Origin of the sequence: Brevibacillus sp. TJ4, from assembly GCF_044627595.2 — a bacterium.
In the GTDB taxonomy this organism is placed as follows: domain Bacteria; phylum Bacillota; class Bacilli; order Brevibacillales; family Brevibacillaceae; genus Brevibacillus.
The window spans coordinates 2,630,202-2,654,936 of the sequence record NZ_CP185865.1 but is presented as its reverse complement, the minus strand read 5'-3'; the positions used below and the strand labels follow the sequence as shown (position 1 = coordinate 2,654,936).

Here is a 24,735-nt window from a genome sequence, read left to right as displayed (position 1 = left end):
GTGTACCTCCTAGAGTGCCTGGCGGAAGAGGGCGGCGACATCCTGTACAGTCATGTCGCGCGGGTTTGTCGTCATGCAGACATCCTGCAGCGCGTGTTCGCTCAGCATATCGATCTGCTCCGGATTGAGCCCGATCGCGGAGAGCGACTCGGGTATATCCAGGTCCCGCGCCAGGTCTTTTACCGCTTTCAAGGCGAGGCGGGAGGAGTCGTGTACGCTGAGTCCGGACGTGTTTTCGCCCAGGCATTCCGCGATGACTCCGTACTTGGCCGGAGCGGCGATGTAGTTGTATTCGAGTACATACGGAAGCAAAATCGCATTCACTTCCCCGTGCGGCGCGTCGAGAAAGCCGCCGAGCTGATGGGACATGGCGTGGACGGCGCCGAGGATCGCGTTGGAAAAGGCGATGCCCGCCTGCAAGCTGGCCATTGCCATCGCTTGCTTGGCTTCTGCGTTGAAGCAGCTTGCCACGGACGGGCGCAAATAGGTGGCGATCAGCCGCATCGCTTGCAGGGAGTGCACCTCTGTAAGCGGTGTGGCGGCCAGCGAGATGTACGATTCGATCGCGTGGGTCAGCACGTCCATTCCGGTGTTGGCGGTCAACTGTCTGTCCTTGGTCATCAAGGTTTGCGGGTCGATGATGGCGATGTCGGGGATGAGCGACTTGGAGATGATCGCCATTTTTACTTTTTTGCTGCTGTCGACGATGATGGAAAATTGTGACACTTCCGACCCGGAACCGGCAGTAGTCGGTACCATGACCATCGGGGGGAGGGGATGTGTGATCTGGTCGACGCCTTCGTAATCACTGATGCTGCCTTCATTGGTAGACAGAAGGGCGATCGCCTTGGCTGCGTCGATCGCGCTTCCGCCGCCGACACCGAGGATGGCGTTACATTCCCGCGCGCGGTATTCCGCTACCCCGGCGTGGATCTCGTAGTCTTTCGGATTGGCCGTGATCTGCGTCCACAGATGATATTCCAGCTTTTGCTCACGCAAGTAGTCGATGATCCGCTCGATCCACCCGACATTTGCAACCCCGGGATCGCTGACCAAAAAGACACGGGTAGCACCCAGGCGGCGCAGGCTTTCACCGGTCTGGCACAGGGAGTTTGTGCCGAAGATGATTTCGGGTGTCATAAATTTGGAGATTTGCATGCATCAGTCCTCCTTCCACTCCTTAGAAAATACAACAAACGCTTACATTTTCCTGTTGCAGCCAAAAGTACGGCAAACGAGCCGTTTTTTCGGCCCGATGAGCCGTGAAATCGGCTGAAAACTGGTGGAAGGACAGGCCGGGACAAGGAATATGAAGCGCTTTCATTTTGGCATGATGCTTGCTTCCTGGTAGAGGGTGTACGCTATCAAATTCGTTTTTAAGGGAGGAAGTAAGATGAAAGCTGCTGTAGTCAACGAGTTTCATCAAAAACTGGAACTAAAAGAGCTGGAAGTGCCACAGGCCGGATATGGCGAGGTGCTCGTCCGCATCAAAACATGCGGCGTCTGCCATACTGACCTGCACGCTGCACAGGGCGATTGGCCCGTCAAGCCAAAGCTGCCGCTGATCCCCGGTCACGAGGGCGTAGGCGTGGTGGAAAAACTGGGCGAAGGCGTCACGACGTTGAAAGTCGGCGACCGGGTGGGCATCCCGTGGCTGTTCTCCGCTTGCGGAGAGTGTGAATACTGCCTGACCGGCTGGGAGACGCTGTGCCAAAAGCAAATTAACGGGGGCTACTCCGCAGATGGTGCATACGCCCAGTACTGCGTCGCCCCCGCCGCCTATGTCGCGCGCATCCCCGACGGGCTGAGCGATGTCGATGCCGCTCCGATCCTGTGCGCGGGTGTGACCACGTACAAAGCGTTGAAAGTCGCCAATGTGAAGCCGGGCGAGTGGGTGGCGATCTACGGTATCGGCGGATTGGGCCACGTCGCGCTACAGTATGCGAAAGCGATGGGCTACAACGTCGTCGCCGTCGACATCCATCCGGAAAAGCTGGAGCTGGCCAAAGAACTGGGCGCAGACATTACCGTAAACGGCAGTGAGGTCGATCCGGTACAGGCCATTCAGGAGCAGGTGGGCGGCGTTCACGGCGCGATCAGCGTGGCTGTGACCAAAAAAGCGTTTGAGCAAGCGTACAAGTCTGTACGGCGCGGCGGCTCGCTCGTCGTCGTCGGCCTGCCCAACGCGGACATGGCGATTCCGATTTTTGACACGGTGCTCAACGGCGTGACCGTCAAAGGCTCGATCGTCGGCACGCGAAAAGATATGCAGGAAGCGCTCGATTTCGCGGCGCGCGGCAAAGTACGGGCGATTATCGAGACTCAGCCGCTGGAGAAGATCAACGAAGTGTTCGAGCGGATGGAAAAAGGGCAAATCAACGGCAGGGTTGTCCTGACGATGGAGTAGAGAGACAGGATAGGGGTAGGAAAAAAAAGCTGCCATCCGGCTGTTTTCAAAGACAGCGGACGGCAGCTTTTTCGTCGTCAGAACCAGTCGGGCTAGCTGCTGAAAAATCCCCGGCTGGAGTATTTTCGGCGGTAGCGATGATGCCCGTACGTTTTGTGTCCGTATTTTCCCATCGGACGGTGGTATCGGTAGTCGCTGCTGCTGTAATGGCGGTACTTCCCCGTTTTGGACAGGTAGCGGTACCCTCTTCGCAGCACATACACGAACGCTGCCGCCGCCAAGGCGATCAGCACAAATACGATCGTGATGATGGTCAAGACAACCTTCACGTGTCCCCATCTCCTTTTCGCTCCATCGCATCTCTGCCTGTTATGTACGAATGAAGCGGCTCGCAGTTTCGCAGGAAAAGATGATACGACACCTGCCCTACGATTCGGCGCTCAAATATTTCTGGTAGGGCGTGTAGTCAATCTGCTTGCTTTCGAGATGCTGGATCAGCCACTTGTGGTCGCGCTTTGGCGTAGCGAGGATATAGCCTTTGATAATCAGCTCGGTCGTGATCTGGCTGGCTTTTTCCTCTAGGGCGAGCTGTCCGATTTTGCCTGCGATCGTGCGCCTTGCCGTGTCCCGGAAAAGCTGGGGAACAGGCTCTACCAACTCGTTTAGCAGAGTGAGACCATCCTCCGTCCAGAGGGAGCGGGTCTGTTCGATGTAGTAGTCCTGCCAATCGAGGTCCGATTTGCCGTCCTGCTTGGGCATTGATTTGAGAAATTTGCGAAACATGAAGTAGCCGCCGATAAACATGAACGTGACGAGAACGAACGTCCACCCGACGATAAACAGGGAAAACCCCGTAGTCATCTGCATGCTGTACACCTCTATTTTCTTTCCATCCTTGTACCATAAAGTGTACCGGATTTTTCGCCGGGCAACAAACTTTTTGTTGCTGTACCCATCGGTGTGGTTTGCTCTTCCCAAGGACACATAGAATTTAGTATGATAAGAAGTAATCTTATAAAGGAGTGGACGCATCATGTTCAAGCTTGGACAACGCGTCGTTATCGTTGCCGACTCCTTTGAGCAAGGTTTGCCTATTAGCGAATACGGTTACTTGATCGCCCGGGACCGTAATCCGGACAGCGCGTTTGCGTGGGTGGTGCGAATACCTAAAATAGATAAGCAGTTTCCCGTTGTAGAAGAGGACATCGCTCTCGAGGAGCAGCTACTGGAGGAGGAAGCAGACCGAGTCTCCCGGGAGGCTTTGCTCGACTTCGCACTGGCTACGCGTAACGAAGCGCTTTTCCGACAACTTCTGGGCATGCAGGAAAAGGAAGCGGCTCATGACGAACCTGTCAAGGAATCAATGGAAGAGTTCATCCGCAAGGTAAACATGAAAGCCTGGATTTAAAAACGGGAGATAGAGGATCATGGACGGTTTTCCTCCTGCGGGAAAATCGTTCTTCTTTGCTGAGAAATTCCAAATCTCTTGCTATGATGCTGTAGGATACGAAAGCGAGGCTGTTTCATGTCTGATTTTGTGACGTTTACCAATGAATTTGGTCAGACTGTTCAAATGTCGCGGGAAGACTACCAAAAGAAAATCATTCCGAACAATCTGGACAAATACTGGGATGACAAGGAAAAACTGCGCGATTACGCGATGCATTTGGTAAAGGAGCGCTTTACGGAGCAGGCTGCCGCTACAGCGGACAGGTTGCTGGAACTGTACGGCCCGATCGAATCCGCTCTCAATTTTCGGGCTGTCGTCCACATGCAGGCCAACGAGCTGGAGCGCGCCAAAGCGATCCTGATCAACTGCATGGAGCGCTTCCCCGCGTCCGGGACGGCATGTACGAACCTGGCCAAGGTGTACGCCGCGGAAGGAAAGCAGGCCAAGTCGTTTGAAACGCTGGAAGCCGGCTTGTTCAAGGACCCCAACCAGGAAGTCGGACTGAACATGTACGTCGAAGGGTTTTTGGCGACAGGAAAGCGCGATGAACTCAAGAAGCGTCTCGAGACGTTGAGTGCCAAGGAAGGGGCGTGGCGTCCGCAGCTTCACCTGGCACGCCTCGCTTTGACGGAAGAAAATCTGTTGAAAACGATGCATTGGTACCAGCAGGCGATCGAGAAAACAACGGATGACCGGATGGAAGTCGTGATGACGGTGACAGGCGAACTGGGACAGGCGGGGTACGTCTACCAGCTCATCCAGATTTGCGAAAGCTACTGGAAACCCGATTTTCCATACCCGTTTGCTGGGTTTAATTACGCAAACGCACTGATCGCAACCGATCAAAAGGAAAAGGCAATTGCTGTACTGCGCGACATGCAAAAGCACGTGCACGACCGGTACAAGCCCGCAGTCGAGCAATTCCTCGCCCGCATCCCGGGGGCTACAGCCGCGCAGGCATCTGAGCCACAGGCTGAATCGGAGTTGCCAACGGATGCGACACAGAAAAAAAGCTGGTGGCAGTTCTGGAAGTAAACGGCTGGGACAATGCAAGGAAACAGGCAAAAAAAGAGGCGCTGTATGTCAGGTGACATGAGAGCGCCTCTTTTTCACAGCTATCTATTTAAACTGGCTGGTAAGTCTGCGCTCCAGAAACGCTACGCCTTGGTACATCACCGTGGCGACTACTGCGATGATGGAGAGAGACACCATGACCAGGGTAAAATTGAACACTTGGAAGCCGTAGATGATCAGATAGCCCAGCCCGCTTTGCGAGACGAGGAACTCGCCGACGATGACGCCGACCCAGGAGAGACCGACGTTTACTTTCAGCGTGGCGAGGATCGTCGGGATGGTCGCGGGCAGGATCGCGAGGCGAAAAATTTGCTGCTTGTTACCGCCCAGTGTTTGCACCACGCGGACGTACTGGGGATTGACCTCGCGAAAGCTGGCATAAATATTGATCGTCGTGACAATCACGGAAATCGCAACGCCCATCGCGATTACGGACATGAGCCCTGGCCCGAAGCAGACGATAAAGACCGGGCCGAGCGCCACCTTGGGCATGCTGTTGGCGACGACGAGATACGGCTCGAGCACACGGGAGAGAAAGGGAGACCACCAGATCAAGGTCGCGATCAGGGTACCGAGCAAGGTCCCGAGCAAAAAGCCAATGACCGTCTCCCATACGGTGATTCCGACGTGGGGGAGGAGGCTCCCGTCTGTCAATTGCGTCCAGAACAACCCGGCAATTTTGGAGGGGTAGCTAAAGATCAGCGAATTGATCAGATTGGCTCTGGAGAGAATCTCCCAAAGCCCGAGAAAGGCGATCAGGAGCAGAGTCTGCGTCACAAACACGCGCCGGCGCGTTTTGCCTTCTTTCTGGAGATAGGCCAGATGGACTGCCTCCAGTTCACTTCGGTTCATCGGCGATCACCTCCATCTCTTTCCAAAGCTGTTGCAGCAACTCCTGAAACAAATCCTGATTTCGTGCGGCAAACGGCAGCGACTCGCGGATGTGCGGCGGCACGATCAGCTCGCTGCGCACCTCGCCCGGGTTTCGCGAGAGGACGGTGACCCGATCTCCCATGGCGATCGCCTCCGAGAGATCGTGCGTCACGAGAATCGCCGTTTTTTTGTGGCGGCGCAGCGTGGTGAAGACCAAATCCTCCAGCTTCAGCTTGGTCGTGTAGTCGAGGGCGGAAAACGGCTCGTCGAGCAGCAGCACGTCAGGCTGGCAGGCGAGCGTGCGGACCAGTGCGACCCGCTGGCGCATTCCTCCCGAAAGCTGTGCCGGAGAGGCCTTGCGCACGTCGGCCAGCTCCATTTCTTCGAGCAGATGGAGGGCGTACTCTTCGGACTCCTTGTTGCGCAGTCCCTGGATGTCGAGTCCGAGAAAGGCATTTTCCTCGATCGTGCGCCAGTTGAACAGGTAATCTTGTTGCAGCATATAGCCGACCTGCGGGGATGTCCCGGTGACGGGCTTTCCGTCCAGCAGGATCGTGCCGGACGTGGGCCGCTCCAATCCGGCGATCAAAGACAGCAGGGTCGTCTTGCCACATCCGCTGGGACCGACCAGACTGATGAACTCTCCTTCCTCCACGCGCAGGTTAATATCCTTGACCGCCATGAAAGCCCTGGACGTGGAAAGGTACAGATGGGTCACGTGGCCGAGTTCAATTTTGGCCGGCGTAGAAGGAATCTGGTTCATCGCTGTCTACTTCCCTTCTTTTGCAGCTTCGGCAAAGGTTGTGTTTACCAGTTCGCCGTATTCGGCAGGAGCATTCAGCTCTCCGGCCTCACGCATGATGTCCTGCAGCCGGTTCCATTCTTCTTCTTCCAGTACCGGATCGGTAGCGAAGGAGCCTTGCTCCAGGTAGCGTTTCACCGAGCTTTCCAAAATTTCGGGACTGATCTGGTCGAAGTACTTGGCGATGACTTCGGCTGTTTCTTTGGGAGAGTGGCTGTTTACCCATTGTTGCCCTTTGTATACGGCATTGGTAAACTTTTGGATAGCGTCAGCATTTGATTCGAGATAGCTTTGCTTCGCCATGTAGACGGTATAGGGCACTGTACCGCTCTCCTGGCCAAAGGAGGCGACGACATAGCCTACGCCTTCCTGCTCGAAGCGGGAGGCTTCCGGTTCAAACAACTGGACATATTGGCCGGTTCCCGCAGCAAAGGAAGCGGCGATGTTTTTAAACTCTACATTCTGGATCAGCTCCAGATCTCCGTGAGGGTCGATGCCGTGCTGCTTGAGCACGTATTCGCCGACCATTTGCGGCATGCCGCCTTTTCGCTGTCCGAGGAAAACACTGTCTTTGAGCTGATCGAAGGAAAAATTGTCTGTTTTTTCACGGGCGACCAAAAACGTGCCGTCTGTCTGTGTGAGCTGGGCAAAATTGATCACCGGGTCAGCCGCGCCTTGCTGGGCGACGTAGATGCTCGTTTCGGAACCGACGAGCGCCACCTCGATACCGTCCGACAACAGGGCGGACATGACCTTGTCGCCGCCGGGAATCGTCATCAGTTCGACGTCGAGCCCTTCTTCCTGGAAAAAGCCTTTTTCAATGGCAACGTATTGGGGAGCGTAAAACAGGGAACGCGTCACTTCGCCGATGCGGATTTTTTCGGGAGAACTGGAGCATCCGCTGAGAATGGCGACTGACGATAAGGCAAGTGCGGCGCCGATCGTAAAAAGACGTTTTATCACCATAGTCCCTCCTTGCTGTGTGCTGTTTGTGTCAGCGTATGCGCCCAGAGAAAAAAGGGTGAATGCCTAGATACAGGGACAGGCACAAAAGAGAGATCGACCTGGATAAAGGAGATGCGGGTAATTGATCGTAACATTTTTGGGAACGGGATCGGGGGCACCGACGACGCGGCGCAATGTCAGCGGGATCGGCTTGCGCTTTTTGCAGGCCGGCACGTGGTGGCTGTTCGACTGCGGAGAAGGCACCCAGCACCAGTTGCTTCGCGCCCCGATGAAAATCAGCCAACTCGAGAAAATTTTCATTACGCATTTGCATGGCGACCACTTGTACGGATTGATCGGGCTGCTTGCCAGCCGTTCATTGCGCAACGACGACGCGAAACCGCTCGAACTGTACGGACCTCCCGGACTGGAACGGTATTTTCGCGCCGTGATGGAGACCAGCCCGGTCCACCTGCACTACCCGTTGCAGATCCATACCGTCCATGAAGGGATCGTCTACGAGGATGACGAGCGAATCGTCCGCTGCTGTCCCGCCAAACACCGGATCGCCTCGTTTGCGTATGCGGTGGAGGAAAAGGAACGCCCGGGCGCGTTTCGGGTCGACCTGGCGAAGCAGGCAGGCGTTCCTTCTGGTCCCCTATACGGAGCGCTCAAGCGGGGAGAGCAGGTGACGCTGCCGGACGGTCGGGTGCTCGACGGTCGGGAGTTTACCGGAACGCCGCAGGAGGGACGCAAAATCGTCTTCAGCGGCGATACCGAACCGTGCCAAAGCGTGAAGGAGCTCGCCCGTGATGCCGATCTGCTGGTCCATGAAGCGACGTACGCCCAGCACGACAAAGAGTTGGCGGTGCGCAGCGGCCACTCTACCGCGCATGAGGCAGCGCTTTTGGCGAGTGAGGCGGGAGTGAAGCAGTTGTGTTTGACCCATTTCAGTCCTCGGTACGAAAACGAGGACAGTTCGTTTACGATGGGGGATTTGCTTGCGGAAGCCCAGGAGATTTTTCCCGACACGCTGCTCGCCGAAGACTTTCTCGACGTGCCGGTAAAGCGTGTGCGACAGCGGGCGGGAGAATAGAGAGCAGAAAGCACCGGAGGAGCCGTCGGTGAGGACGGCGCCTGCTTTTTGGAAGGAATCGCAGGTCGAATCGTTGGTGCCAACCAGTAGAGAGTAGTCAGGAGAGGAAAGGTGAATACCAGTGTCCGGTTTACGGAACGGGAAGCCGCTTGCAATTCGCTATGCCATGTTTGTCCTGGGCCTTTTTGTAGGGGCTTTTGGAGCAGTGCTGTCGATTAAAGCCAATCTCGGTGTCGCCCCGTGGGATACGCTGCACATCGGCCTGCAAATGACCTTTGGGTTGACGATTGGCATCTGGTCGCAGATCGTCGGAGTGATTGTCATTGTCTCCTCGTATGTCATCGCCAAAATCAAGCCGTCGTTTCCGATGTTTTTAAACATGTTCTGTTTTGGTACGTTTCTCGATCTGATCCTCTGGCTGGATCTTATTCCACAGGGGGAAACGATGTTTCAAAAAATCGTGCTGTTCAGCCTGGGCATGGTGATTATGGCGGTGGGGATCGGCATGTACCTTTCGCCTCGCCTGGGCGCAGGGCCGCGCGACAGCTTTATGCTGGCGATGAATGAGCGGCTTGGCTGGAGCATTCAGCGCGTCCGGTTGATCATTGAAGTCACCGTGCTGCTCGCAGGGGCTTCGCTGGGCGGACCGGTATCTGTCGGTACGGTCCTGATCGCCCTGCTGACTGGGCCGATGATCCAGCGAACCATCCTGTTCTGGGAGACGCTCATGCGCAAGCCATACGGCATGGCAGAGCGGATCGAGCAAAAAGCAAGCTAGTCTCCTTTTTCAACAACACCATCACATATCCCAAAATGGGCGCGTGCATGGGCTTTGGTCCAATCATGCCAGGAGCCTTGCTCATACAGTATGACTAGTTGTTGAAAAGGAGGGAAAGCGAATGAGTAGCGTATTCAACGGTTTTGGTTTTGACGACTTTGCCTTGGTGCTGGTGCTGTTCGTATTGCTGACGATTGTTGCGTGTGCATGCGACTAAGTCGTTACTTCTGAATACGAATGTACAAAAAAGAGGGGGATGGACTCCTCCCCTCTTTTTTGTTGCTTGCAAAAAACATGAGGCTTCGCCACTCGTCTGGCGAAGCCTCGTGTTTTTGCGTCTTACAGCAGGCGGTCTTTCACCTGTTTTTTGACTGTGGAGATTTGTTTGTCGCTCAATTGGACACCGACTGCTTTCCCCAGCTTTTTGATCAGCTCCTGCAGCTTTTTGTCATCCTTTAAATCCTTTTTCGAGTAGCCCTTTGCGAGATTTTTGATGTCGCCCATCGTCATTTTTTTCTTGCTCTTCTGGTTGATTTGCTTGAGCAAATCATCTGCTTTTGCCATCGGTACGCACTCCTTTCGTCAGCGCAATACTTGTTGTCCTTGCAGTTATATGGGAAAAACCCGAAACATGTCTGGACAGATGCCGCTGTTTCTCGCCCATTTTGCCAAGTTGTGTGCAAATGCCCACAGCCAGCGGGCGGGCAGGATCATAGGATGAGGCAGATAGAAGCATGACAGGAGGCTACTTACGTGAAGATACTGAGTTTTCACCCTGACACGCCGTTTCGGGAGATTCTGGCTGATCTGACAGGACGGATTGGACGGATTCGCACGCAAAAAGACAAGCGCAAACCGTGGCACTGCTTCGACGATCTCGGGTGCATGTGCGTCAATACGCAGGTGTTCGAACGAATTTACAAGTTTTGCGAGCGGTATCAGCATTCTGTGGAAGAAAACATCTCGGTGTCGGTACACGCGGAGGAGATACCGTGGGGAGTGAAGTACGTAGGCGCGGATCGCCGCTGGAGAAAGGGAATGGGAGCTGGCGTGAAAATCGCCGTGATCGATACAGGCATATCCCGGGATCATTTTGACCTGCGCGATCAGGTCAAGGGAGGGATCAATCTCGTCAAGGGCGGGATGAACGGACATGGAACGCATGTCGCCGGAATTATCGTCGCTGCGATGAATCAACGGGGAATTATCGGGGTGTCGCCACAGGCGCATATTTACGACGTACGTGCTTTTGACGAGCAAGGCAAATCGAGCTTGTACACCATTTTGCGGGCGATCAACTGGTCCATCGCCAACGACATGAATATCGTCAACATGAGCTTTGGCATGCCGCAATACAGCGAAGCGCTGGCTCGCATGGTGAAAAAGGCAAACGACAAGGGAATTGTCATGGTCGCCTCGGCAGGAAACAACGGAGGCGAGGTGGAGTATCCCGCCCGCTATAACGGGGTGGTCGGAGTAAGCGCAATCGACCAGCAGGGGAAGCTGGCATCGTTCAGCTCCCGGGGAAAAGGGGCAAATGCCAAGGCGCCTGGTGTCGATATTTTGTCTACGTGGCCGGGCAACCAGTTTCGCAAGCTAAACGGCACCTCAATGGCCGCACCGCACGTAACGGGCCTGATGGCGCTTCGCCTCGGGCAGCGGATCAAACAGAGGGAGACCAGCAAGGCTTAGCCAGCAGAGTCGAAACAGACAAAACGAAACGCCTCCATTTCCACCAGGCGAAAGGTGGGGACAGAGGCGTTTTTTCGTGTCGTTACTGATGGGTTTTCGTGTCGTGATCTTGCTGCACGCGGAACCATATATTAAGATCATTGATAAGGCTTGCCAATTCGTGGATTTCATTGTTCAATTCACAAGAGCGCGCAAAGTTTTCTTCTTCGGACAACTGCCGGGTCTTTTCGATGATGACTTCTTCGATTTTCAGGATCCGATCGGGAATGGTCGCGCGGATCTCTTCCCATTCGAGCAGGATGTCAGCACGCTCTTCCCCCGTGTACTCTTCCCAGTCCAGACGAAGGTGGGGCAGGGGGATACCGAGTCGTTCATCAAGGATAAATTGATAGCGCAAAGCAGTTCACTCCTCTCCACCTTTCATCATACCAAAAACGGGGTACAGGTGGGAGAAAAAAGCGCGTGAAAGGGCGGATACCCATGTCAAAAGCTCGAATCCTGATTGATGCCGATGCCTGCCCCAGACAAGCCTTGGCCATCGCCCAAAAGCTGGGAGAGGAATGGGAGTGGCCATGCGTCACCTATGCCAGCTACAACCACCAGTTGGACAGACCTGACCACATCGTCGTCGACGCGGGACCGCAAGCCGTCGATATGCGGCTGGCAAACGACGCCAGAGCAGGCGATATCGTCGTCACGCAGGACATCGGTCTGGCCGCCCTGATCCTGGGAAAACGGGCATTCGCACTGAGTCCGCACGGAAAAATCTACGAGCCTGAGCGGATTGACTTTCACCTCGAGGAGAGAAACCTGAAAGCCCGCTTTCGCAGAGGAGGAGGCCGTACGCGCGGTCCGGCAGCGCGATCGGCAGAAGATGATGCCCGCTTTGCGGAAGCCTTGCGCTTTCTGCTGTCCAAATCCGAACAACGGCAAGGATAAGCGCGTCTGGAAAAAACGAAGCTGTCGCATGTGCCATCCGGTCTGGCGACAGATTTTTTGTGAAAGAGGGAAGGAGAACCCGCAAACGATGAATCAGTACAAGGTATACCGTACATCCGCTCTTGTCTGCTGTGCCGTATCCGCACTGTTTCTCCTGTTTTACGTGCAGGGGGTGTGGAGTGTGGTGGATGAGACGGCATTTGCCTGGGCTTTCGCCATTCGTCAGGAGGCGCTGACCGTATTTTTTCAAGCCCTGACGTTTTTGGGCACAGGCTATGCCACGGCCCCGCTGGCTATCATCACCGCCATCGTCATGCTGCGCAAAGGCTGCCGTGCCGAGGCGCTTGTGATCGTCGTGACACTGCTCGGGGCATTTCTTGTAAACGAAGGGATGAAGGCGTACTTCGCCAGACCGCGGCCCGAAGGCTTACACTTGATCGCCTTGCCCGGCTCATACTCGTATCCGAGCGGACACGCCATGGTCGGCTCGGCCTTTTACCTCATCTTGTTCGATCTCATTCGATTTCAGCTGCGGCATAAAAACGGAGCGAGGCTGCTTGGGATCGCTGGCGTCGTGCTTGCGCTGCTGCTGCCTGTCAGCCGGGTGTACCTCGGCGTCCATTACGCAAGCGACGTGCTGAGCGGTTTTGCCTGGGCGCTGACATTGTACTATTTCTTTCGATACGGCTACGGCAGGTGGGGCAAAGACAAAGGCACATATGCCTCTGCCCCGACGATCGATGCGAGGTCGTAGCCAGCTAGGTTGAATAGCCGAATTCCTTCATCAAGCCCAGCCATTTTTCGACGCTGGGCTTGTTCTTTTTGTCCCGGGGCAGGACGATGTAAGCCGAGCGCTTGGGAGGCTTGTCGCCGACCAACGTCAGCTCCTTCAGGTTGCCGGCGGCGAGATCGGCTTTCACGGCGGAGCGGGTCAACAGGCTGACGCCCAGTCCTTCCTTGATCAAATCGATCGCCAACTCCGCCTTGTCGACGTGCAGTCTCGGCATATAGTTGCGCGGCAGCGTCTGCCTGATCCACTCGTTAAACGGAGGTCCCCAGTTCATGTAGAGAAGCGGCAGGTTGCGCAGTTCGCGCGTATGCACTTCGCTGACAGTGGCAAAGGGACCGTTCGGACAGCAGACGAGCACGACTTCGTCTTCCCAGGTCGGGATTACTTCAAAATTCGGCAGAGAAGGCGGTACGTAAACGATGCCAATCTGAATGACATTGTCGAGCAAATACTGGATGACATCGGAGGAGTGTCCGGTTTTGGTGCTGATGGCAATGTGCGGATAGCGTGCGTGGTACTCCTTGAGAATCGGTTCCAGCGTAGAGGTCCAGATCGAGTTCAGACTGCCAATGGACAAGTAGTCCTCATAAGGCTGCAGGGAGGCGACTTCGTTCAACGCCTCCTGGGAGAGCCGTAAAATCCGTTCCGCATATGGCAAAAGGGTGAGCCCTGCCTGTGTGATTTCCACGCTTCGCTTGTCGCGCACAAACAGGGGCTTGCCCACTTTTTCCTCCAGTTGCTTGATGCGCATCGTTACGGTAGATTGCACAAGGTGAAGCATCTCTGCCGCCTTGGTAAAGTTTTTCGTTTGGGCCAGTGTGTAAAAAGCTCGAAGTTGTTCAAAGTCCATACAAGTAAAATCCCTCTTATTCTTCAGTCAGATAAGGTAACACTTCGCTATAACGCGGTGAAGTCCTTTTTCCCGTGACAGAAAAAATAACTTTGCCCTCTTCTGTCCTGGACGATGCAGGAGGAAAGGAAGAGTATGTGTGTACGAGTGTTCCTTTTATCATAGAGCAAAACGAGGCAGGAAGGCAAAACGAGCCCACCGCGCAGGGCAGGGCGGCAGAGCGTTCGATAGGTTGAGAGCAGACCTTATCGAAATTATTGATTACCATATACAAAATTGTTCGTTTCTCAAATGAAATGCACTTCTTTAAGCTGAGAATATCTTAGTTTAACGGGATTATATGGGAGCGAGGGGTAACGAATGAAACGGGAAGTGTGGAGGGAGACGCCATTTGCAGTGAAGCTGCTGCTCTCTACCTCTTTTATGATGAATTTGGGGTTTTATGCACTGGTTCCATACCTTACCCTGCACTTGACGGGAAGTATCGGCTGGACGTTGGCGATGGCAGCGCTGGTGTTGAGCGTCCGGCAGTTTTCTCAGCAAGGCTTCGCATTTTTGGGCGGCGCGGTAGCCGACCTGTTTGGATACAAGGGAACGATGGTAATCGGCATGGCTGTCAGGGCTGTCGGGTTTGGCATGTTTGCCTACTGTACGGAAACCTGGCATTTTTTCGTCGCTGCCATCCTGTCCGGTCTGGGCGGTTCGCTGTTTGAACCGTCTGTTTCTGCTGCCTTTGCCGTGCACACGCCGGAGAATGTGCGAAAGGAAGTATTCTCCTTCCGCAATGTACTGGGCAATATCGGGGTCGTCGGCTCGCAATTGGTCGGAACGCTGCTGTCGACCGTCGACTTTTTCTACCTCTCCGTGTTTTCCGGGGGCGTCTTTGCCGCGATGGCCGTAATCGTGCTGGTTTTGTTGCCTCCGATCGAGGCGAAGAATACGAGGTACAGCGTCTGGCAGAGCATGAGCCACGTACTCAAGGACCGCAAATTCGTCCGTTTCACGATTGTGTTGATGGGACATTACTACCTGAGCATGCAAATCTTTTTGACCATTCCGCGTTTTGTCGAGGACGTCACCGGCGACAAGTTTTTCGTCGGGGTCGTATTGTCTACGGTCTCGCTGTCGGTCATTGTGTTGCAGATGAAAGTGACGCGCTGGCTGGAAGGGTACCAGCAAAAGCTCGCGCTCATCGGCATCGGCACACTGGTCATGGGAGCCGGACTGTTTTTGCTCACCTTTGCCGACTCTCTCTGGCTGATGCTGATCAATGTGTTTCTCTACGCGCTCGGCACGATGATTGCGGTCCCCAATATCGTGGAAATGGTGCCGCAGTTTGCTCCCAAAGAGCTGGTAGGCGCGTACTACGGATTCAACGGCTACTCCGTCGCGATCGGCGGCTCTTTGGGGCAGATCGCCGGCGGCTGGGTCTACGACCTGTCCAAGCAACTGCAAATGGATTGGATGCCGTGGAGCATGTGTCTCGTCGTCGGATTGCTCGTCGCCTGGCAGTTGCTTCGCATGGAGCAGGAAGCCAGCTCGGTCGGCAAGGGACGGGTGCAACAAAAAGGTGGAGCTGTGTGAAACCTTTTTCCACTTTCGTTCGTATATAGTGTAGAGGCGTTTGCACAGAGACGTTGATGGATGAAAGTGAGGTTTTTTTGATGGAAGATCTGACAAAGCTGAAACGCATGTTGCTGGTCATGGGTTCTTTCGGTTTCGCCGTCTTCGCCATGGTTGTTATCACGGAAATTGTTACCATTTACGCATAGAGAGGGACAAAAAAGCTTCGCTGTTGACACAGCGAGGCTTTTTTCTTTTGCAGGCTTGTCGCTTCTCGCGTCTACAGGCGCTTTTGCAGGCCCAGCTTGCGCAGCCTGTATTGCAGGCTTTGCCGGCTGATTTGCAGTTTGTGCGCAGCCTGGGTAATATTTCCCCCGCAGGCGTCCAGCGCTTGCTGCAGATACTGCGCTTCAAACGCCTCCTGCGCTTCCTTCCAGGGAAGGATCGCCTCGCCAGGGTGGAGCGAAGAGTCTTTTGGCATCCGCTGAACGATCGCCGGCTCGCGACGCAAGAAATGCGGGGGCAGATGCTCGGGCAAAATCATCGTCTCCTGTCCCATCAGGTTCATCGCCCCTTCGATCACATGCTGGAGCTCGCGGACATTGCCCGGCCAATCGTGCTGCATAAAGACGGACATGACCTGCTGCGCAACACCTGTGACCTCCATCTGAAAGAGCGGGTTGTACTTGCCGATGAAGTGCTCGACAAGCGTAGGGATGTCTTCCTTTCTCTCGCGCAGCGGAGGGACAAACAAGGTGACGACGCCCAGGCGGTAGTAGAGGTCCTTGCGCAGTCGCTGCTGGGCAATGGCGTCGACAGGGTCTTCGTTGATCGCCGCGACGATGCGCACATCGATGGACCGATCCTTCGTATCACCGATGCGGCGGATCGTCTTCTCCTGCAGGGCGCGCAACAATTTGGCCTGCAGAGGCATACTAAGCGCATTGATTTCATCGAGAAACAGCGTGCCGCCCTCAGCCTGCTCGAACAGTCCCGGCCGCTCCATAGCGCCCGTAAAAGCTCCTCGCGCGGTCCCGAACAGCAGGCTCTCGATCAACGTATCGGGCAGGGCGGCGCAGTTTTGCGAGATGAACGGTCCGGCTGCGCGCTGGCTGGCATTGTGGATGCTTTGTACGAACAACTCCTTGCCCGCTCCGGTCTCGCCGACGACGAGCACCGAGGAAGAAGTGCGTGCCGCCCGTTTCGCGCTGGCGATGACCTCCTGGATCGCAGTGCTGCTCCCGACGATTTGCCCGAACGTGAAGCGTGCACCGTTTTTCTCCCGCATGTTTTCCCGCAGGAGCCGCTCCATCTTGGTTACGTCGTTGGCGATCTCCACCGCGCCGATAATAGTGCCGTTGTCAAATAGCGGGAGTGTATGGTTGATCGTCGTGATCTCCTGCCGCTTGTCGTTAAAATACGTCTGCCGCGTATTGCGGATGCTTTTTCCGGACGCAAGCGCCGTAATCAGCGTGCTCTGCTGCCCGTGGGGAAACTCGAACACATCGGTGAGCGGCTTGTACAGTACGTCTTGGCTCGCCATCGCTTCCAACTCCGTCATTTTGCGATTATAAAGAATGGTTGTCCCGCTGGCGTCGATCACATGGACGCCTTCGCCAATTTCGTTGATGATCTGCTCGTAGATGCGCAGCATCCGCTCTGGATCAGGCTGTTTGTTTAGGGCTGTCATTGCCATCACCGACCTTTCTGTATAGCTTGATCTTACCACAGGAACAGATGCAAAAACATTTTGCAGCAAAATAATCATGCGTCAAAACGCAAAAATTTTTTGCGCACCTCGCAGGCGAAACGCATATCTTTCGCATAGCGTCGCGTTGGCATCATTCTTGAATAGAGAGATAGAGCAAGAACGTCTGAAGGAGGAATTCAGCATGGGAAAATCACATGAAGTCATCTCACAAACGGAAAAATACGGTGCCCACAACTACCACCCGCTGCCGATCGTCATTTCCAAGGCAGAGGGAGTATGGGTAGAAGACCCGGAGGGCAATCGATACATGGATATGCTCAGTGCGTACTCCGCGCTGAACCAGGGGCATCGCCACCCGCGTATCATTCAGGCGCTCAAGGACCAGGCGGACAAGGTGACCTTGACATCGCGCGCCTTTTACAACGATCAACTGGGCCATTTTTATGAAAAGCTGTCCGCACTGACTGGCAAAGAAATGATCTTGCCGATGAATACCGGAGCGGAAGCAGTGGAGACAGCGATCAAGGCGGTGCGCCGCTGGGCGTACGACGTGAAAAAGGTCGCCGCACACAAGGCGGAAATCATCGTCTGCACAGGAAACTTCCACGGCCGCACGGTAACGGTCACGTCGTTCTCGTCGGACGAGGACTACCGCCGCGGCTTCGGTCCGTTCACCCCTGGCTTTCAGATCATTCCTTATGGCGACATCGCAGCGCTGAAAGCTGCCATCAATGAAAATACGGCTGCCTTCATGCTCGAGCCGATCCAGGGCGAAGCCGGCATCATCATCCCGCCAGAGGGCTTTTTGAAGGAAGCGTACGAGCTCTGCAAGGCCAACAACGTCCTGTTCGTCAGCGACGAGATCCAGACCGGATTTGGCCGCACAGGAAAAATGTTTGCCAGCGACTGGGACGGCGTCAAGCCGGATATGTATATTTTGGGCAAAGCGCTGGGCGGGGGCGTGTTCCCGATCTCCGCTGTAGCTGCTGACAAGGAAATTCTCGGCGTTTTCGAGCCGGGCTCGCACGGTTCCACGTTCGGCGGAAACCCGCTCGGCTGCGCCGTCGCCGTCGCTGCGATGGAGGTACTGGAGGAGGAAGGTCTCGTCCAGCGCTCCCTTGAGCTGGGGGCGTATTTCAAGGAAAAGCTCGCTGAGATCGACAACCCGCTGATCGCGGATATTCGCGGCCGTGGCCTGTTTATCGGTCTGGAATTGAAAACGGCAGCCCGCCCGTACTGCGAACAGTTGAAAGAACTGGGACTGCTCTGCAAAGAGACACATGAAACGACCATCCGCTTCGCACCGCCGCTCGTCATCAGCAAGGAAGAGCTGGATTGGGCGATTGAGCGAATCAGACAAGTTTTGCACGTATCCGCTAACGTATAAAAGCATCGCAATGAATGCCCCGGGGCGTGAGTACCCCGGGGCTTCTGTTTTGCTTTTCATTATGTTGAAAAAATATTTCGACATTGTTCGACTGCTTGTGGATAAGATTGTCAAAGAAATTCACAATGGTATCGCTGGCTTTCTGGAAGTTGCACACAAATTGCCCACAAGATACCCACATGATGTCCACATGGACTGTGGATATTGGCGCGATTGTTCGAGGGGGACACATTTGGTACAATGGGCACATCACAAGGATGGAGGTGAGACAAGGTGAGATACTTGAACGATCAGATGTTGGTAGAGGTATATCATCGTGCTGTCGACCTTCAACTTGATGCAGCGTTTATTGAGCTGCTGATCCTGGAGATGGCAAACCGGAACATACAGATTGCACAAGCAAGTGCTTGATGAGCTGTGCTACAGCTCCCACATCATACATGGAAAAAGGAACGCCAAACTGTTTGCCAGCTTGCGTTCCTTTTTTGTTTCATCCTCTGCCGCCGCCGCGTTACGCGGAGATGAACTCCAGTGCGGTTACGCCCTTGATCGGCTCTTCCTTTGCCAACAGCGTTTCCGGGAAGTAGAAGTAGGCGGGACCGTCTTCGCGGATCGGCTTGCCTCCTGCGGAAAATTGCAGGATCGCTCGCTTCGCTTCTTCAATCGTGAACAGGAGCGGTTCGCCCGTACTGCGGTGAATCCGAACATGGGTCGCTTCCGGCAGTGGCTGGGCGTTTTCGATGAACGGCGCCAGGCGCATCCCGTAATCTCCTTCCAACGCTTTTCGCGCCTCGGCGAGACTGGTTGGACGCTCGGTGGGCAAAGCGGCCCCTTCGCGCAGTTCTTTGTCCCACTGGGAGCCGGTGCCTTGCAGGTACTTCGCCTTTTCCTGGTCGGAAGCGGCGTCTTCACCCGTATACGTGGCAAGGTCTATTTTTCGGTCGTCGAAAATCCACACTGAGGGGTCCAGAGTGATGGGAAAGGTGACAGCCCCTTTACATACGATAACATCTGACATGAGCCATTACCTCCGAATAAGATTAGAAAGCACGTCCCAATTGTACCGCAGGCAATGACAGCCTGGCAAACGCGGAAACGCGCTTGTGAATGGTCTGATTTGGGTATATTCTGAAAATAAAAGCATGCGGGAGGGCACGATACCATGAACTACGATTTCGATACGATTATCGACCGAAGCGGAACGAAAAGCATCAAATGGGAGCTGAACCATCCGGCCTTCAATGCGGAGGGGATGCTTCCGCTGTGGATTGCGGACATGGATTTTGCCTGTCCGCCGGCAGTGACAGAGGCTTTGCAAAAGCGCGTAGCCCATCCGCTGTACGGCTATTCGTTTCTCCCGTCGGACTTTTACGGGGCAGTACGCGAGTGGATCGCCCGCCGCTTTTCTGTCACGGTGGACGAAAGCTGGATGACGGGGATCGCCGGGGTCATACCGGGTATGCACGTTGTGATCGATGCCTTTACCGAGCCGCAGGACAAAGTGTTGGTTCAGCCCCCTGTGTACAATCCGTTCTTCGAGGCTGTCGAGCATCGGGGGCGGCAACTCGTGGAGAACCCGCTGGTCGAGCAGCAAGGACGCTACGAGATCGATTGGGACGATTTTGCCGAAAAGGTGCGCGATCCGCAGGTGAAGCTGTTTATCCTGTGCAGTCCGCACAATCCGGTGGGACGAGCCTGGAGCCGGGAAGAGCTGCTGCGCATGGGAGAGCTGTGCCTGGAAAACAGGGTCCTCGTTGTCGCCGATGAAATTCACGCCGATCTCGTCTATGAAAAGGGTTCGCACACCCCGTACTATTCACTGCCCCCGGAGCTGGCAGAAAATAGCCTGATTCTGCTGTCGGCGAGCAAAACCTTTAACCTGGCGGGATTTTTCACTTCCATCCTGATGACGCCCAACCGCGCGCATCTGCAAACATTTAAAAAGACAGCGAGGATGATGGGCCACGAGTTCGTCAATTTGCTCGGGGTGGAGGCGACCATCGCTGCGTATCGGCATGGGGAGCCTTGGCTGGAGCAACTGTTGCCGTACTTGCACGACAATGCGAAGTACATTCACCACTTCCTCGCTACGCGCATCCCGCAGGTGTCCATGCCCGTTCCCGAGGCGACGTACCTCGGCTGGATCGATTTTCGCAGACTCGGCATGAGCGATGCGGAACTGGCCACGCTGCTGCGGCAAAAAGCCAGGCTCGGCCTGCACGACGGCAAGACCTTCGGCAAACAGGGAGCGGGCTTTTACCGGATCAACTTCGCTTGCCCCCGTGCGATCCTGGTCGAGGCGATGGAGCGGCTGGAACGTGCTTTGCAAGAGAGCTGAACTTGGAGAAGATTGCGTCATTTGACAGGAAGAAATTCCCTGACTACAATCGATGACAGGATCGGGGCAATCTGTCTGAGGAGAGCAAAACGATGAAACAACCATACGATCTGGAACAGCTTCAAGCTGCATGGCAGGCTGCTGCCGCCTATACGGATAAAGGAAACGTGGCGACCTACATCCCTGAACTGGCCAAGCAGGACCCGCGCCAGCTGGGTGTGAGCGTCTTTCTGCCCGACGGTACCGTGATCAGCGTGGGAGAAGCGGATGTCTGCTTTACACTGCAAAGCATCTCGAAAATCTTCAGCCTGATCGTCGCCCTCTGCCAGAATGGACCGGACTACGTGTTTGAACGTGTCGGAAAGGAACCGACTGGCGATCCGTTCAACTCGATTATCAAACTGGAGACGATCAAGCCGCACAAGCCGCTCAATCCGATGATCAACGCCGGGGCGATCGCCGTCGCCGGGATGATCCAGGGCAGGGACGTGGAGGAGCGGATCACCTGCATCCTCGACCTGTTGCGCAAGATGACGGGCAATCCGGACATCCGCGTGAACGAGGACGTCTACGAATCGGAGAAGCGGACGGCGGACCGCAATCGCGCCCTCGCCTGGTTTCTCAAGGACAGCGGGGTGCTCGTGGGCGACGTGGAAGAGACACTGGACTTGTATTTTCGCCACTGCGCCATCGAGGTGACGGCGAAAGAGGTGGCGCGGATGGGTATGGTGCTGGCCGCAGACGGGGTCGACCCGCTTAGCAAAGAGCGCTTTTTTCCCGCCGACGTGGCGCGTATCTGCAAGACGTTTATGGTGACGTGCGGCATGTACAACGCTTCCGGGGAATTTGCCATCGACGTCGGCATCCCGGCGAAAAGCGGAGTCGCTGGCGGGATTTTGGCGACCGTGCCGCAACGGATGGGGATTGGCGTATTCAGCCCTGCGCTGGATGATAAAGGGAATTCGCTGGCGGGTGTCAAGCTCCTGGAGCAGCTTTCGCGGGCATGGAATCTTGGTATCTTTTAGCTAGTTGCAGTTCATCTGCCTTCTCCCCTTTTCAAATTGCCTAGAATGACGTACTATGTAAGGTAAGGATGGAGGCAAACGGAGGGATAGGTTTTGGCAGAATTAAAGGTAATCGATCTGGAACAAAAAGCGCTAGCGTTGCTTCAAGCGGACGCAGAGAAAATCTACAAACTGATCGACGTACAGATGGAAAACCTGACCATGCCGCAGTGCCCGCTTTATGAGGAAGTGCTGGATACACAGATGTTCGGCTTGTCCAGAGAGGTTGAGTACGCGGTACGACTTGGTTTGATAGAAGAAGAAGTCGGCCGGGAAATTATCGGCTCGCTTGAGCGAAAACTGGCTGTGCTTCACGAAATGTATAACAACAAGTAAAAAGCGGGGGAGCGGAGCACGTCCTCGCTTTTTCATTTGCCGATTTCTGCCATGGTCAAACATTCCCTCGTTGGGTATAGTAGTAGAGGATTATCGATAGGAGTTTACCGAATGAAAGCTGATGAACTCGCTCCGTCGTGGGGCGGGTTTTTCTTGTTTTCTCAGCGAAGAATCGACAGAGGAGTGCAGCAAGTACCATGAAACAAACGGAGCAGTGGACAAATAGATTAGGCTTTATTCTGGCAGCAGCCGGTTCTGCGATCGGATTGGGGGCGATCTGGAAGTTTCCGTACATCGTCGGAACGAGTGGAGGGGGAGCGTTTTTCCTCGTGTTTCTGCTCTTCACGCTGGGTGTGGGGCTTCCATTGCTGCTGGCTGAATTCGTCATCGGGAGAAGCACGCAGCAGGAAGCGATCAGCGCGTATAAAACGATCGCACCCGGTACGAGATGGCATTGGGTAGGACGCCTCGGTGTCGTGTGTTCCTTTATTCTGTTGTCATTTTACAGTGTCGTGGGCGGCTGGATTTTGATCTACTTCATTCGCGCCCTGACCGGACAAATTATTGGCATGCAGTACGAGCACGTATTTGAACAAGTGATTTCTGACCCGCTGGGAGCCGTAGGCGCGCAGCTTGCCTTTCTGCTGATTGCGGCCTGGGTCGTGGCGCGCGGCGTGGAAAAAGGGATCGAGGCGGCGAACAAATACATGATGCCGGCGCTGTTTTTGCTTTTTATCGCCATGGTCATCCGCTCGCTGACCCTGGATGGCGCGATGGAAGGGGTTCTGTTTTTCCTGACACCGGACTTTTCCGAAATCACGTCCGAGTCGATCCTCTACGCCATGGGTCAATCGTTTTTCGCGCTGAGTGTCGGCAACTCCGTGATGGTGACGTACAGCTCGTACTTGAACCGCAATGAGAATCTGGTCCGCTCCGCAGGCTCGATTGTCGGGCTGAGTCTCTTGGTTGCCTTGCTCGCGGGTCTGGCGATCTTCCCCGCTGTATTTGCCCTCGGAATGGAGCCGACGCAGGGACCGGGGCTGCTGTTTGTCGTGTTGCCGTCGGTGTTTGCCCAGATTCCGCTCGGTGGCTTGTTCTTTCTCATGTTTCTCGCGCTTTTTCTCTTTGCCACCCTTACCTCTGCGTTTTCCTTGCTGGAAATTATCGTAGCTTCGCTGGCAAAGGGGAATGAACAAAAGCGAAAGCGCATGGCCTGGATCGTCGGTCTGGCGATTTTTGTCTGTGGTGTACCGTCTGCGCTCTCGTTCGGATTGTTGGACGATGTCCGGCTGTTTGACAAATCGATCTTTGATGCCGCTGACTTTTTGGTGAGCAACATTATGCTGCCTTTGGGGGCTTTGCTGATCGCGGTGTTTGTTCCGTTGAAAATCAAGCGGGAGACGCTGGTCCGCGAGCTTAGGGCAACCACCTCCCTCGGCAGGCGCCTGTTTGCGGTCTGGCTGCTGCTGATCAAATACGTCTCCCCGATTGCGATTATTTTCGTCTTTTTGCACTCGTTCGGGGTATTCGACTAGGCAAAGAAAAAGGCAGCCCCGAGTATGATGTAGACTGTCAGGAGCAGCACGCCTTCATACCAGTTGGTCGCCCCGTCCCGGGTGATCGAGATGGTGATAAAGACGGCTGCGATAATCGCTGCCAGCTCGTACAAAGTAAATACAATGTCCATCGGCGTCCCGAAGAACAGGCTGATCAATACCAGTGTCGGTGCGACGAACAGGGCGATTTGCAGGCTGGAGCCGATGGCGATTTCCACCGAACCGCCAATCCGTCCCTTGATCGCGAGCAAGACAGCGGCACTGTGTTCGGCAGCATTGCCGATGATGGCGATGACAAAGGCGCCGACGAACAGCTCGGACCAGCCAAAGCTGTTGGAGAGGTGCTGTACACCGTGGACCAGCCATTCGGAGACGATGGCGACACAGATCGTGGCCAGTGCCAGCATCAGGATCGAGACGCCTTTTGACCAGGGCGCCTGGCTTTCCTCCGGGTCCAGGTCGGTCAGGAAATCTTTGTGCGTGACCATGGAAAAGATGAGCCAGAGCACATAGGCGACAATCAGCAGGACGGCGATAATGATGCTGAGCGTCTCCGTTCGCTGCGGGCTTAGTTCAAACATGAACACAGCGGGAATGAACAACGACGCGATCGCCAGCACGAGCAGCGAGGCGTTGTGTCCGGCCAGCTTGGCGTTGAACTGCTGTTCCTTGTATTTGATCCCGCCGCACAGTACGCTCAGCCCCAGTACCAATAGCAGGTTGCCGATGATGGCACCGGTGATCGAGGCTTTGACCATCTCGAACAAGCCTTCTTTTACGAGAAAATAGGAAATGATAAGTTCGGCGGCGTTGCCAAAGGTCGCGTTGAGAAACCCGCCGATGCGGTCCCCGGCATAGTGGGCAACGCTCTCCGTCGCTTTCCCCAGCCATGCCGCCAGCACGATGATGGCAGCCGATGCGCTGACAAACTGGAAAATCTGGTGGGTAGTGAAAAAATGAGCAAAGGCGGCCACCAGGGTGAACAGCCCGACCACTCCAAAGAAAATGCCTTGACGCATGATGCGACTCCCTCCACACAGACAGTCTTATTCTCCCTTGCGAAAAGCAGAAGGCAGGTATAGCT

28 protein-coding genes are annotated in these 24,735 nt (G+C 55.0%); 16 read left to right on the top strand and 12 right to left on the bottom strand.

What is annotated here, in order from left to right:
- Positions 1 to 9: 9 nt before the first annotated feature.
- Positions 10 to 1,158: an iron-containing alcohol dehydrogenase gene (locus ACAF76_RS13070; protein WP_400164008.1), complete on the bottom strand. Its 1,149-nt coding sequence runs from the start codon at positions 1,156 to 1,158 to the stop codon at positions 10 to 12.
- Between the two features lie 235 nt (positions 1,159 to 1,393).
- On the opposite strand from ACAF76_RS13070, the gene adhP reads away from it, so the two are divergent.
- On the top strand, positions 1,394 to 2,407 hold the full coding sequence (adhP, locus tag ACAF76_RS13065; protein WP_400164007.1) for an alcohol dehydrogenase AdhP: 1,014 nt from the start codon (positions 1,394 to 1,396) through the stop codon (positions 2,405 to 2,407).
- 92 nt (positions 2,408 to 2,499) lie between these two features.
- Here the strand turns inward: adhP and ACAF76_RS13060 are convergent, their stop codons facing one another.
- The gene (locus tag ACAF76_RS13060) at positions 2,500 to 2,736 is read right to left on the bottom strand and encodes a hypothetical protein (RefSeq protein ID WP_400164006.1); all 237 of its coding nucleotides are present in this window, start codon (positions 2,734 to 2,736) and stop codon (positions 2,500 to 2,502) included.
- Positions 2,737 to 2,833: 97 nt separating this feature from the next.
- Positions 2,834 to 3,268, bottom strand: a complete 435-nt coding sequence (locus ACAF76_RS13055; RefSeq protein ID WP_400164054.1) for a DUF2621 domain-containing protein — start codon at positions 3,266 to 3,268, stop codon at positions 2,834 to 2,836.
- A gap of 172 nt (positions 3,269 to 3,440) precedes the next feature.
- Here ACAF76_RS13055 and ACAF76_RS13050 point away from each other — a divergent pair, with 172 nt between their 5' ends.
- Both ACAF76_RS13050 and ACAF76_RS13045 read left to right on the top strand, forming a co-directional pair.
- Positions 3,441 to 3,815, top strand: a complete 375-nt coding sequence (locus ACAF76_RS13050; RefSeq protein WP_400164005.1) for an ATPase — start codon at positions 3,441 to 3,443, stop codon at positions 3,813 to 3,815.
- Positions 3,816 to 3,932: 117 nt separating this feature from the next.
- Positions 3,933 to 4,892, top strand: a complete 960-nt coding sequence (locus ACAF76_RS13045) for a tetratricopeptide repeat protein (protein WP_400164004.1) — start codon at positions 3,933 to 3,935, stop codon at positions 4,890 to 4,892.
- 84 nt (positions 4,893 to 4,976) lie between these two features.
- Here ACAF76_RS13045 and ACAF76_RS13040 read toward each other — a convergent pair whose 3' ends face one another.
- Genes ACAF76_RS13040 through ACAF76_RS13030 form a run of 3 tightly spaced genes read right to left on the bottom strand, consistent with a single transcriptional unit; the run spans position 4,977 to position 7,572 of the window.
- Complete coding sequence (locus ACAF76_RS13040; protein ID WP_400164003.1) at positions 4,977 to 5,783, bottom strand: ABC transporter permease; 807 nt, start codon at positions 5,781 to 5,783, stop codon at positions 4,977 to 4,979.
- The gene (locus tag ACAF76_RS13035) at positions 5,770 to 6,567 is read right to left on the bottom strand and encodes an ABC transporter ATP-binding protein (RefSeq protein WP_400164002.1); all 798 of its coding nucleotides are present in this window, start codon (positions 6,565 to 6,567) and stop codon (positions 5,770 to 5,772) included. The genes ACAF76_RS13040 and ACAF76_RS13035 overlap by 14 nt, the downstream gene beginning before the upstream one ends.
- A gap of 6 nt (positions 6,568 to 6,573) precedes the next feature.
- Positions 6,574 to 7,572, bottom strand: coding sequence for an ABC transporter substrate-binding protein (locus tag ACAF76_RS13030; protein ID WP_400164001.1), 999 nt, complete (start codon positions 7,570 to 7,572; stop codon positions 6,574 to 6,576).
- 121 nt (positions 7,573 to 7,693) lie between these two features.
- Between ACAF76_RS13030 and rnz the strand changes: the two genes are divergently transcribed.
- The 3 genes from rnz (at position 7,694) to ACAF76_RS13015 (ending at position 9,642) form a co-directional block, all read left to right on the top strand.
- Positions 7,694 to 8,647 carry a ribonuclease Z gene (gene rnz / locus ACAF76_RS13025; RefSeq protein ID WP_400164000.1) on the top strand — a complete coding sequence of 318 codons (954 nt, stop codon included), beginning with the start codon at positions 7,694 to 7,696 and terminating at the stop codon, positions 8,645 to 8,647.
- Between the two features lie 121 nt (positions 8,648 to 8,768).
- Positions 8,769 to 9,425: a YitT family protein gene (locus ACAF76_RS13020; RefSeq protein ID WP_400163999.1), complete on the top strand. Its 657-nt coding sequence runs from the start codon at positions 8,769 to 8,771 to the stop codon at positions 9,423 to 9,425.
- A gap of 121 nt (positions 9,426 to 9,546) precedes the next feature.
- Positions 9,547 to 9,642 carry a sporulation protein YjcZ gene (locus ACAF76_RS13015; RefSeq protein WP_400163998.1) on the top strand — a complete coding sequence of 32 codons (96 nt, stop codon included), beginning with the start codon at positions 9,547 to 9,549 and terminating at the stop codon, positions 9,640 to 9,642.
- Between the two features lie 122 nt (positions 9,643 to 9,764).
- On the opposite strand, the gene ACAF76_RS13010 is transcribed toward ACAF76_RS13015, so the two are convergent.
- Positions 9,765 to 9,989, bottom strand: a complete 225-nt coding sequence (locus tag ACAF76_RS13010) for a stage VI sporulation protein F (protein WP_400163997.1) — start codon at positions 9,987 to 9,989, stop codon at positions 9,765 to 9,767.
- Positions 9,990 to 10,178: 189 nt separating this feature from the next.
- On the opposite strand from ACAF76_RS13010, the gene ACAF76_RS13005 reads away from it, so the two are divergent.
- Positions 10,179 to 11,117 carry a S8 family peptidase gene (locus ACAF76_RS13005; protein ID WP_400163996.1) on the top strand — a complete coding sequence of 313 codons (939 nt, stop codon included), beginning with the start codon at positions 10,179 to 10,181 and terminating at the stop codon, positions 11,115 to 11,117.
- Between the two features lie 82 nt (positions 11,118 to 11,199).
- On the opposite strand, the gene ACAF76_RS13000 is transcribed toward ACAF76_RS13005, so the two are convergent.
- Positions 11,200 to 11,514 (bottom strand): hypothetical protein, encoded by a 315-nt coding sequence (locus ACAF76_RS13000; RefSeq protein WP_400163995.1) that lies wholly within the window; start codon positions 11,512 to 11,514, stop codon positions 11,200 to 11,202.
- An 83-nt stretch (positions 11,515 to 11,597) separates the two neighbouring features.
- Here ACAF76_RS13000 and ACAF76_RS12995 point away from each other — a divergent pair, with 83 nt between their 5' ends.
- On the top strand, positions 11,598 to 12,056 hold the full coding sequence (locus tag ACAF76_RS12995; protein ID WP_400163994.1) for a DUF188 domain-containing protein: 459 nt from the start codon (positions 11,598 to 11,600) through the stop codon (positions 12,054 to 12,056).
- A gap of 88 nt (positions 12,057 to 12,144) precedes the next feature.
- Entirely contained in the window at positions 12,145 to 12,810 is a 666-nt protein-coding gene (locus ACAF76_RS12990) for a phosphatase PAP2 family protein (RefSeq protein WP_400163993.1), read from the top strand.
- A gap of 4 nt (positions 12,811 to 12,814) precedes the next feature.
- Here the strand turns inward: ACAF76_RS12990 and ACAF76_RS12985 are convergent, their stop codons facing one another.
- Complete coding sequence (locus tag ACAF76_RS12985; RefSeq protein WP_400163992.1) at positions 12,815 to 13,696, bottom strand: LysR family transcriptional regulator; 882 nt, start codon at positions 13,694 to 13,696, stop codon at positions 12,815 to 12,817.
- A 360-nt stretch (positions 13,697 to 14,056) separates the two neighbouring features.
- On the opposite strand from ACAF76_RS12985, the gene ACAF76_RS12980 reads away from it, so the two are divergent.
- Complete coding sequence (locus ACAF76_RS12980) at positions 14,057 to 15,280, top strand: MDR family MFS transporter (protein ID WP_400163991.1); 1,224 nt, start codon at positions 14,057 to 14,059, stop codon at positions 15,278 to 15,280.
- 259 nt (positions 15,281 to 15,539) lie between these two features.
- Here the strand turns inward: ACAF76_RS12980 and ACAF76_RS12975 are convergent, their stop codons facing one another.
- Positions 15,540 to 16,955 (bottom strand): sigma-54 interaction domain-containing protein, encoded by a 1,416-nt coding sequence (locus ACAF76_RS12975; RefSeq protein ID WP_400163990.1) that lies wholly within the window; start codon positions 16,953 to 16,955, stop codon positions 15,540 to 15,542.
- A gap of 196 nt (positions 16,956 to 17,151) precedes the next feature.
- On the opposite strand from ACAF76_RS12975, the gene ACAF76_RS12970 reads away from it, so the two are divergent.
- Complete coding sequence (locus ACAF76_RS12970) at positions 17,152 to 18,357, top strand: ornithine--oxo-acid transaminase (protein WP_400163989.1); 1,206 nt, start codon at positions 17,152 to 17,154, stop codon at positions 18,355 to 18,357.
- A 273-nt stretch (positions 18,358 to 18,630) separates the two neighbouring features.
- The gene (gene sda, locus ACAF76_RS12965) at positions 18,631 to 18,768 is read left to right on the top strand and encodes a sporulation histidine kinase inhibitor Sda (RefSeq protein WP_400163988.1); all 138 of its coding nucleotides are present in this window, start codon (positions 18,631 to 18,633) and stop codon (positions 18,766 to 18,768) included.
- Positions 18,769 to 18,868: 100 nt separating this feature from the next.
- On the opposite strand, the gene ACAF76_RS12960 is transcribed toward sda, so the two are convergent.
- Complete coding sequence (locus ACAF76_RS12960; protein WP_400163987.1) at positions 18,869 to 19,375, bottom strand: hypothetical protein; 507 nt, start codon at positions 19,373 to 19,375, stop codon at positions 18,869 to 18,871.
- Between the two features lie 144 nt (positions 19,376 to 19,519).
- Between ACAF76_RS12960 and ACAF76_RS12955 the strand changes: the two genes are divergently transcribed.
- The 4 genes from ACAF76_RS12955 to ACAF76_RS12940 all read left to right on the top strand — a co-directional run bounded on the left by ACAF76_RS12955 (position 19,520) and on the right by ACAF76_RS12940 (position 23,630).
- Positions 19,520 to 20,695 carry a MalY/PatB family protein gene (locus ACAF76_RS12955; RefSeq protein ID WP_400163986.1) on the top strand — a complete coding sequence of 392 codons (1,176 nt, stop codon included), beginning with the start codon at positions 19,520 to 19,522 and terminating at the stop codon, positions 20,693 to 20,695.
- A 92-nt stretch (positions 20,696 to 20,787) separates the two neighbouring features.
- Positions 20,788 to 21,720 carry a glutaminase A gene (gene glsA, locus ACAF76_RS12950; protein ID WP_400163985.1) on the top strand — a complete coding sequence of 311 codons (933 nt, stop codon included), beginning with the start codon at positions 20,788 to 20,790 and terminating at the stop codon, positions 21,718 to 21,720.
- A 93-nt stretch (positions 21,721 to 21,813) separates the two neighbouring features.
- The gene (locus ACAF76_RS12945; RefSeq protein ID WP_400163984.1) at positions 21,814 to 22,095 is read left to right on the top strand and encodes a DUF1507 family protein; all 282 of its coding nucleotides are present in this window, start codon (positions 21,814 to 21,816) and stop codon (positions 22,093 to 22,095) included.
- A gap of 197 nt (positions 22,096 to 22,292) precedes the next feature.
- Positions 22,293 to 23,630, top strand: a complete 1,338-nt coding sequence (locus ACAF76_RS12940) for a sodium-dependent transporter (protein WP_400163983.1) — start codon at positions 22,293 to 22,295, stop codon at positions 23,628 to 23,630.
- On the opposite strand, the gene cax is transcribed toward ACAF76_RS12940, so the two are convergent.
- Positions 23,627 to 24,670: a calcium/proton exchanger gene (gene cax / locus ACAF76_RS12935; RefSeq protein ID WP_400163982.1), complete on the bottom strand. Its 1,044-nt coding sequence runs from the start codon at positions 24,668 to 24,670 to the stop codon at positions 23,627 to 23,629. The two genes, ACAF76_RS12940 and cax, sit on opposite strands and share 4 nt — an antisense overlap.
- Between the last annotated feature and the right edge of the window lie 65 nt (positions 24,671 to 24,735).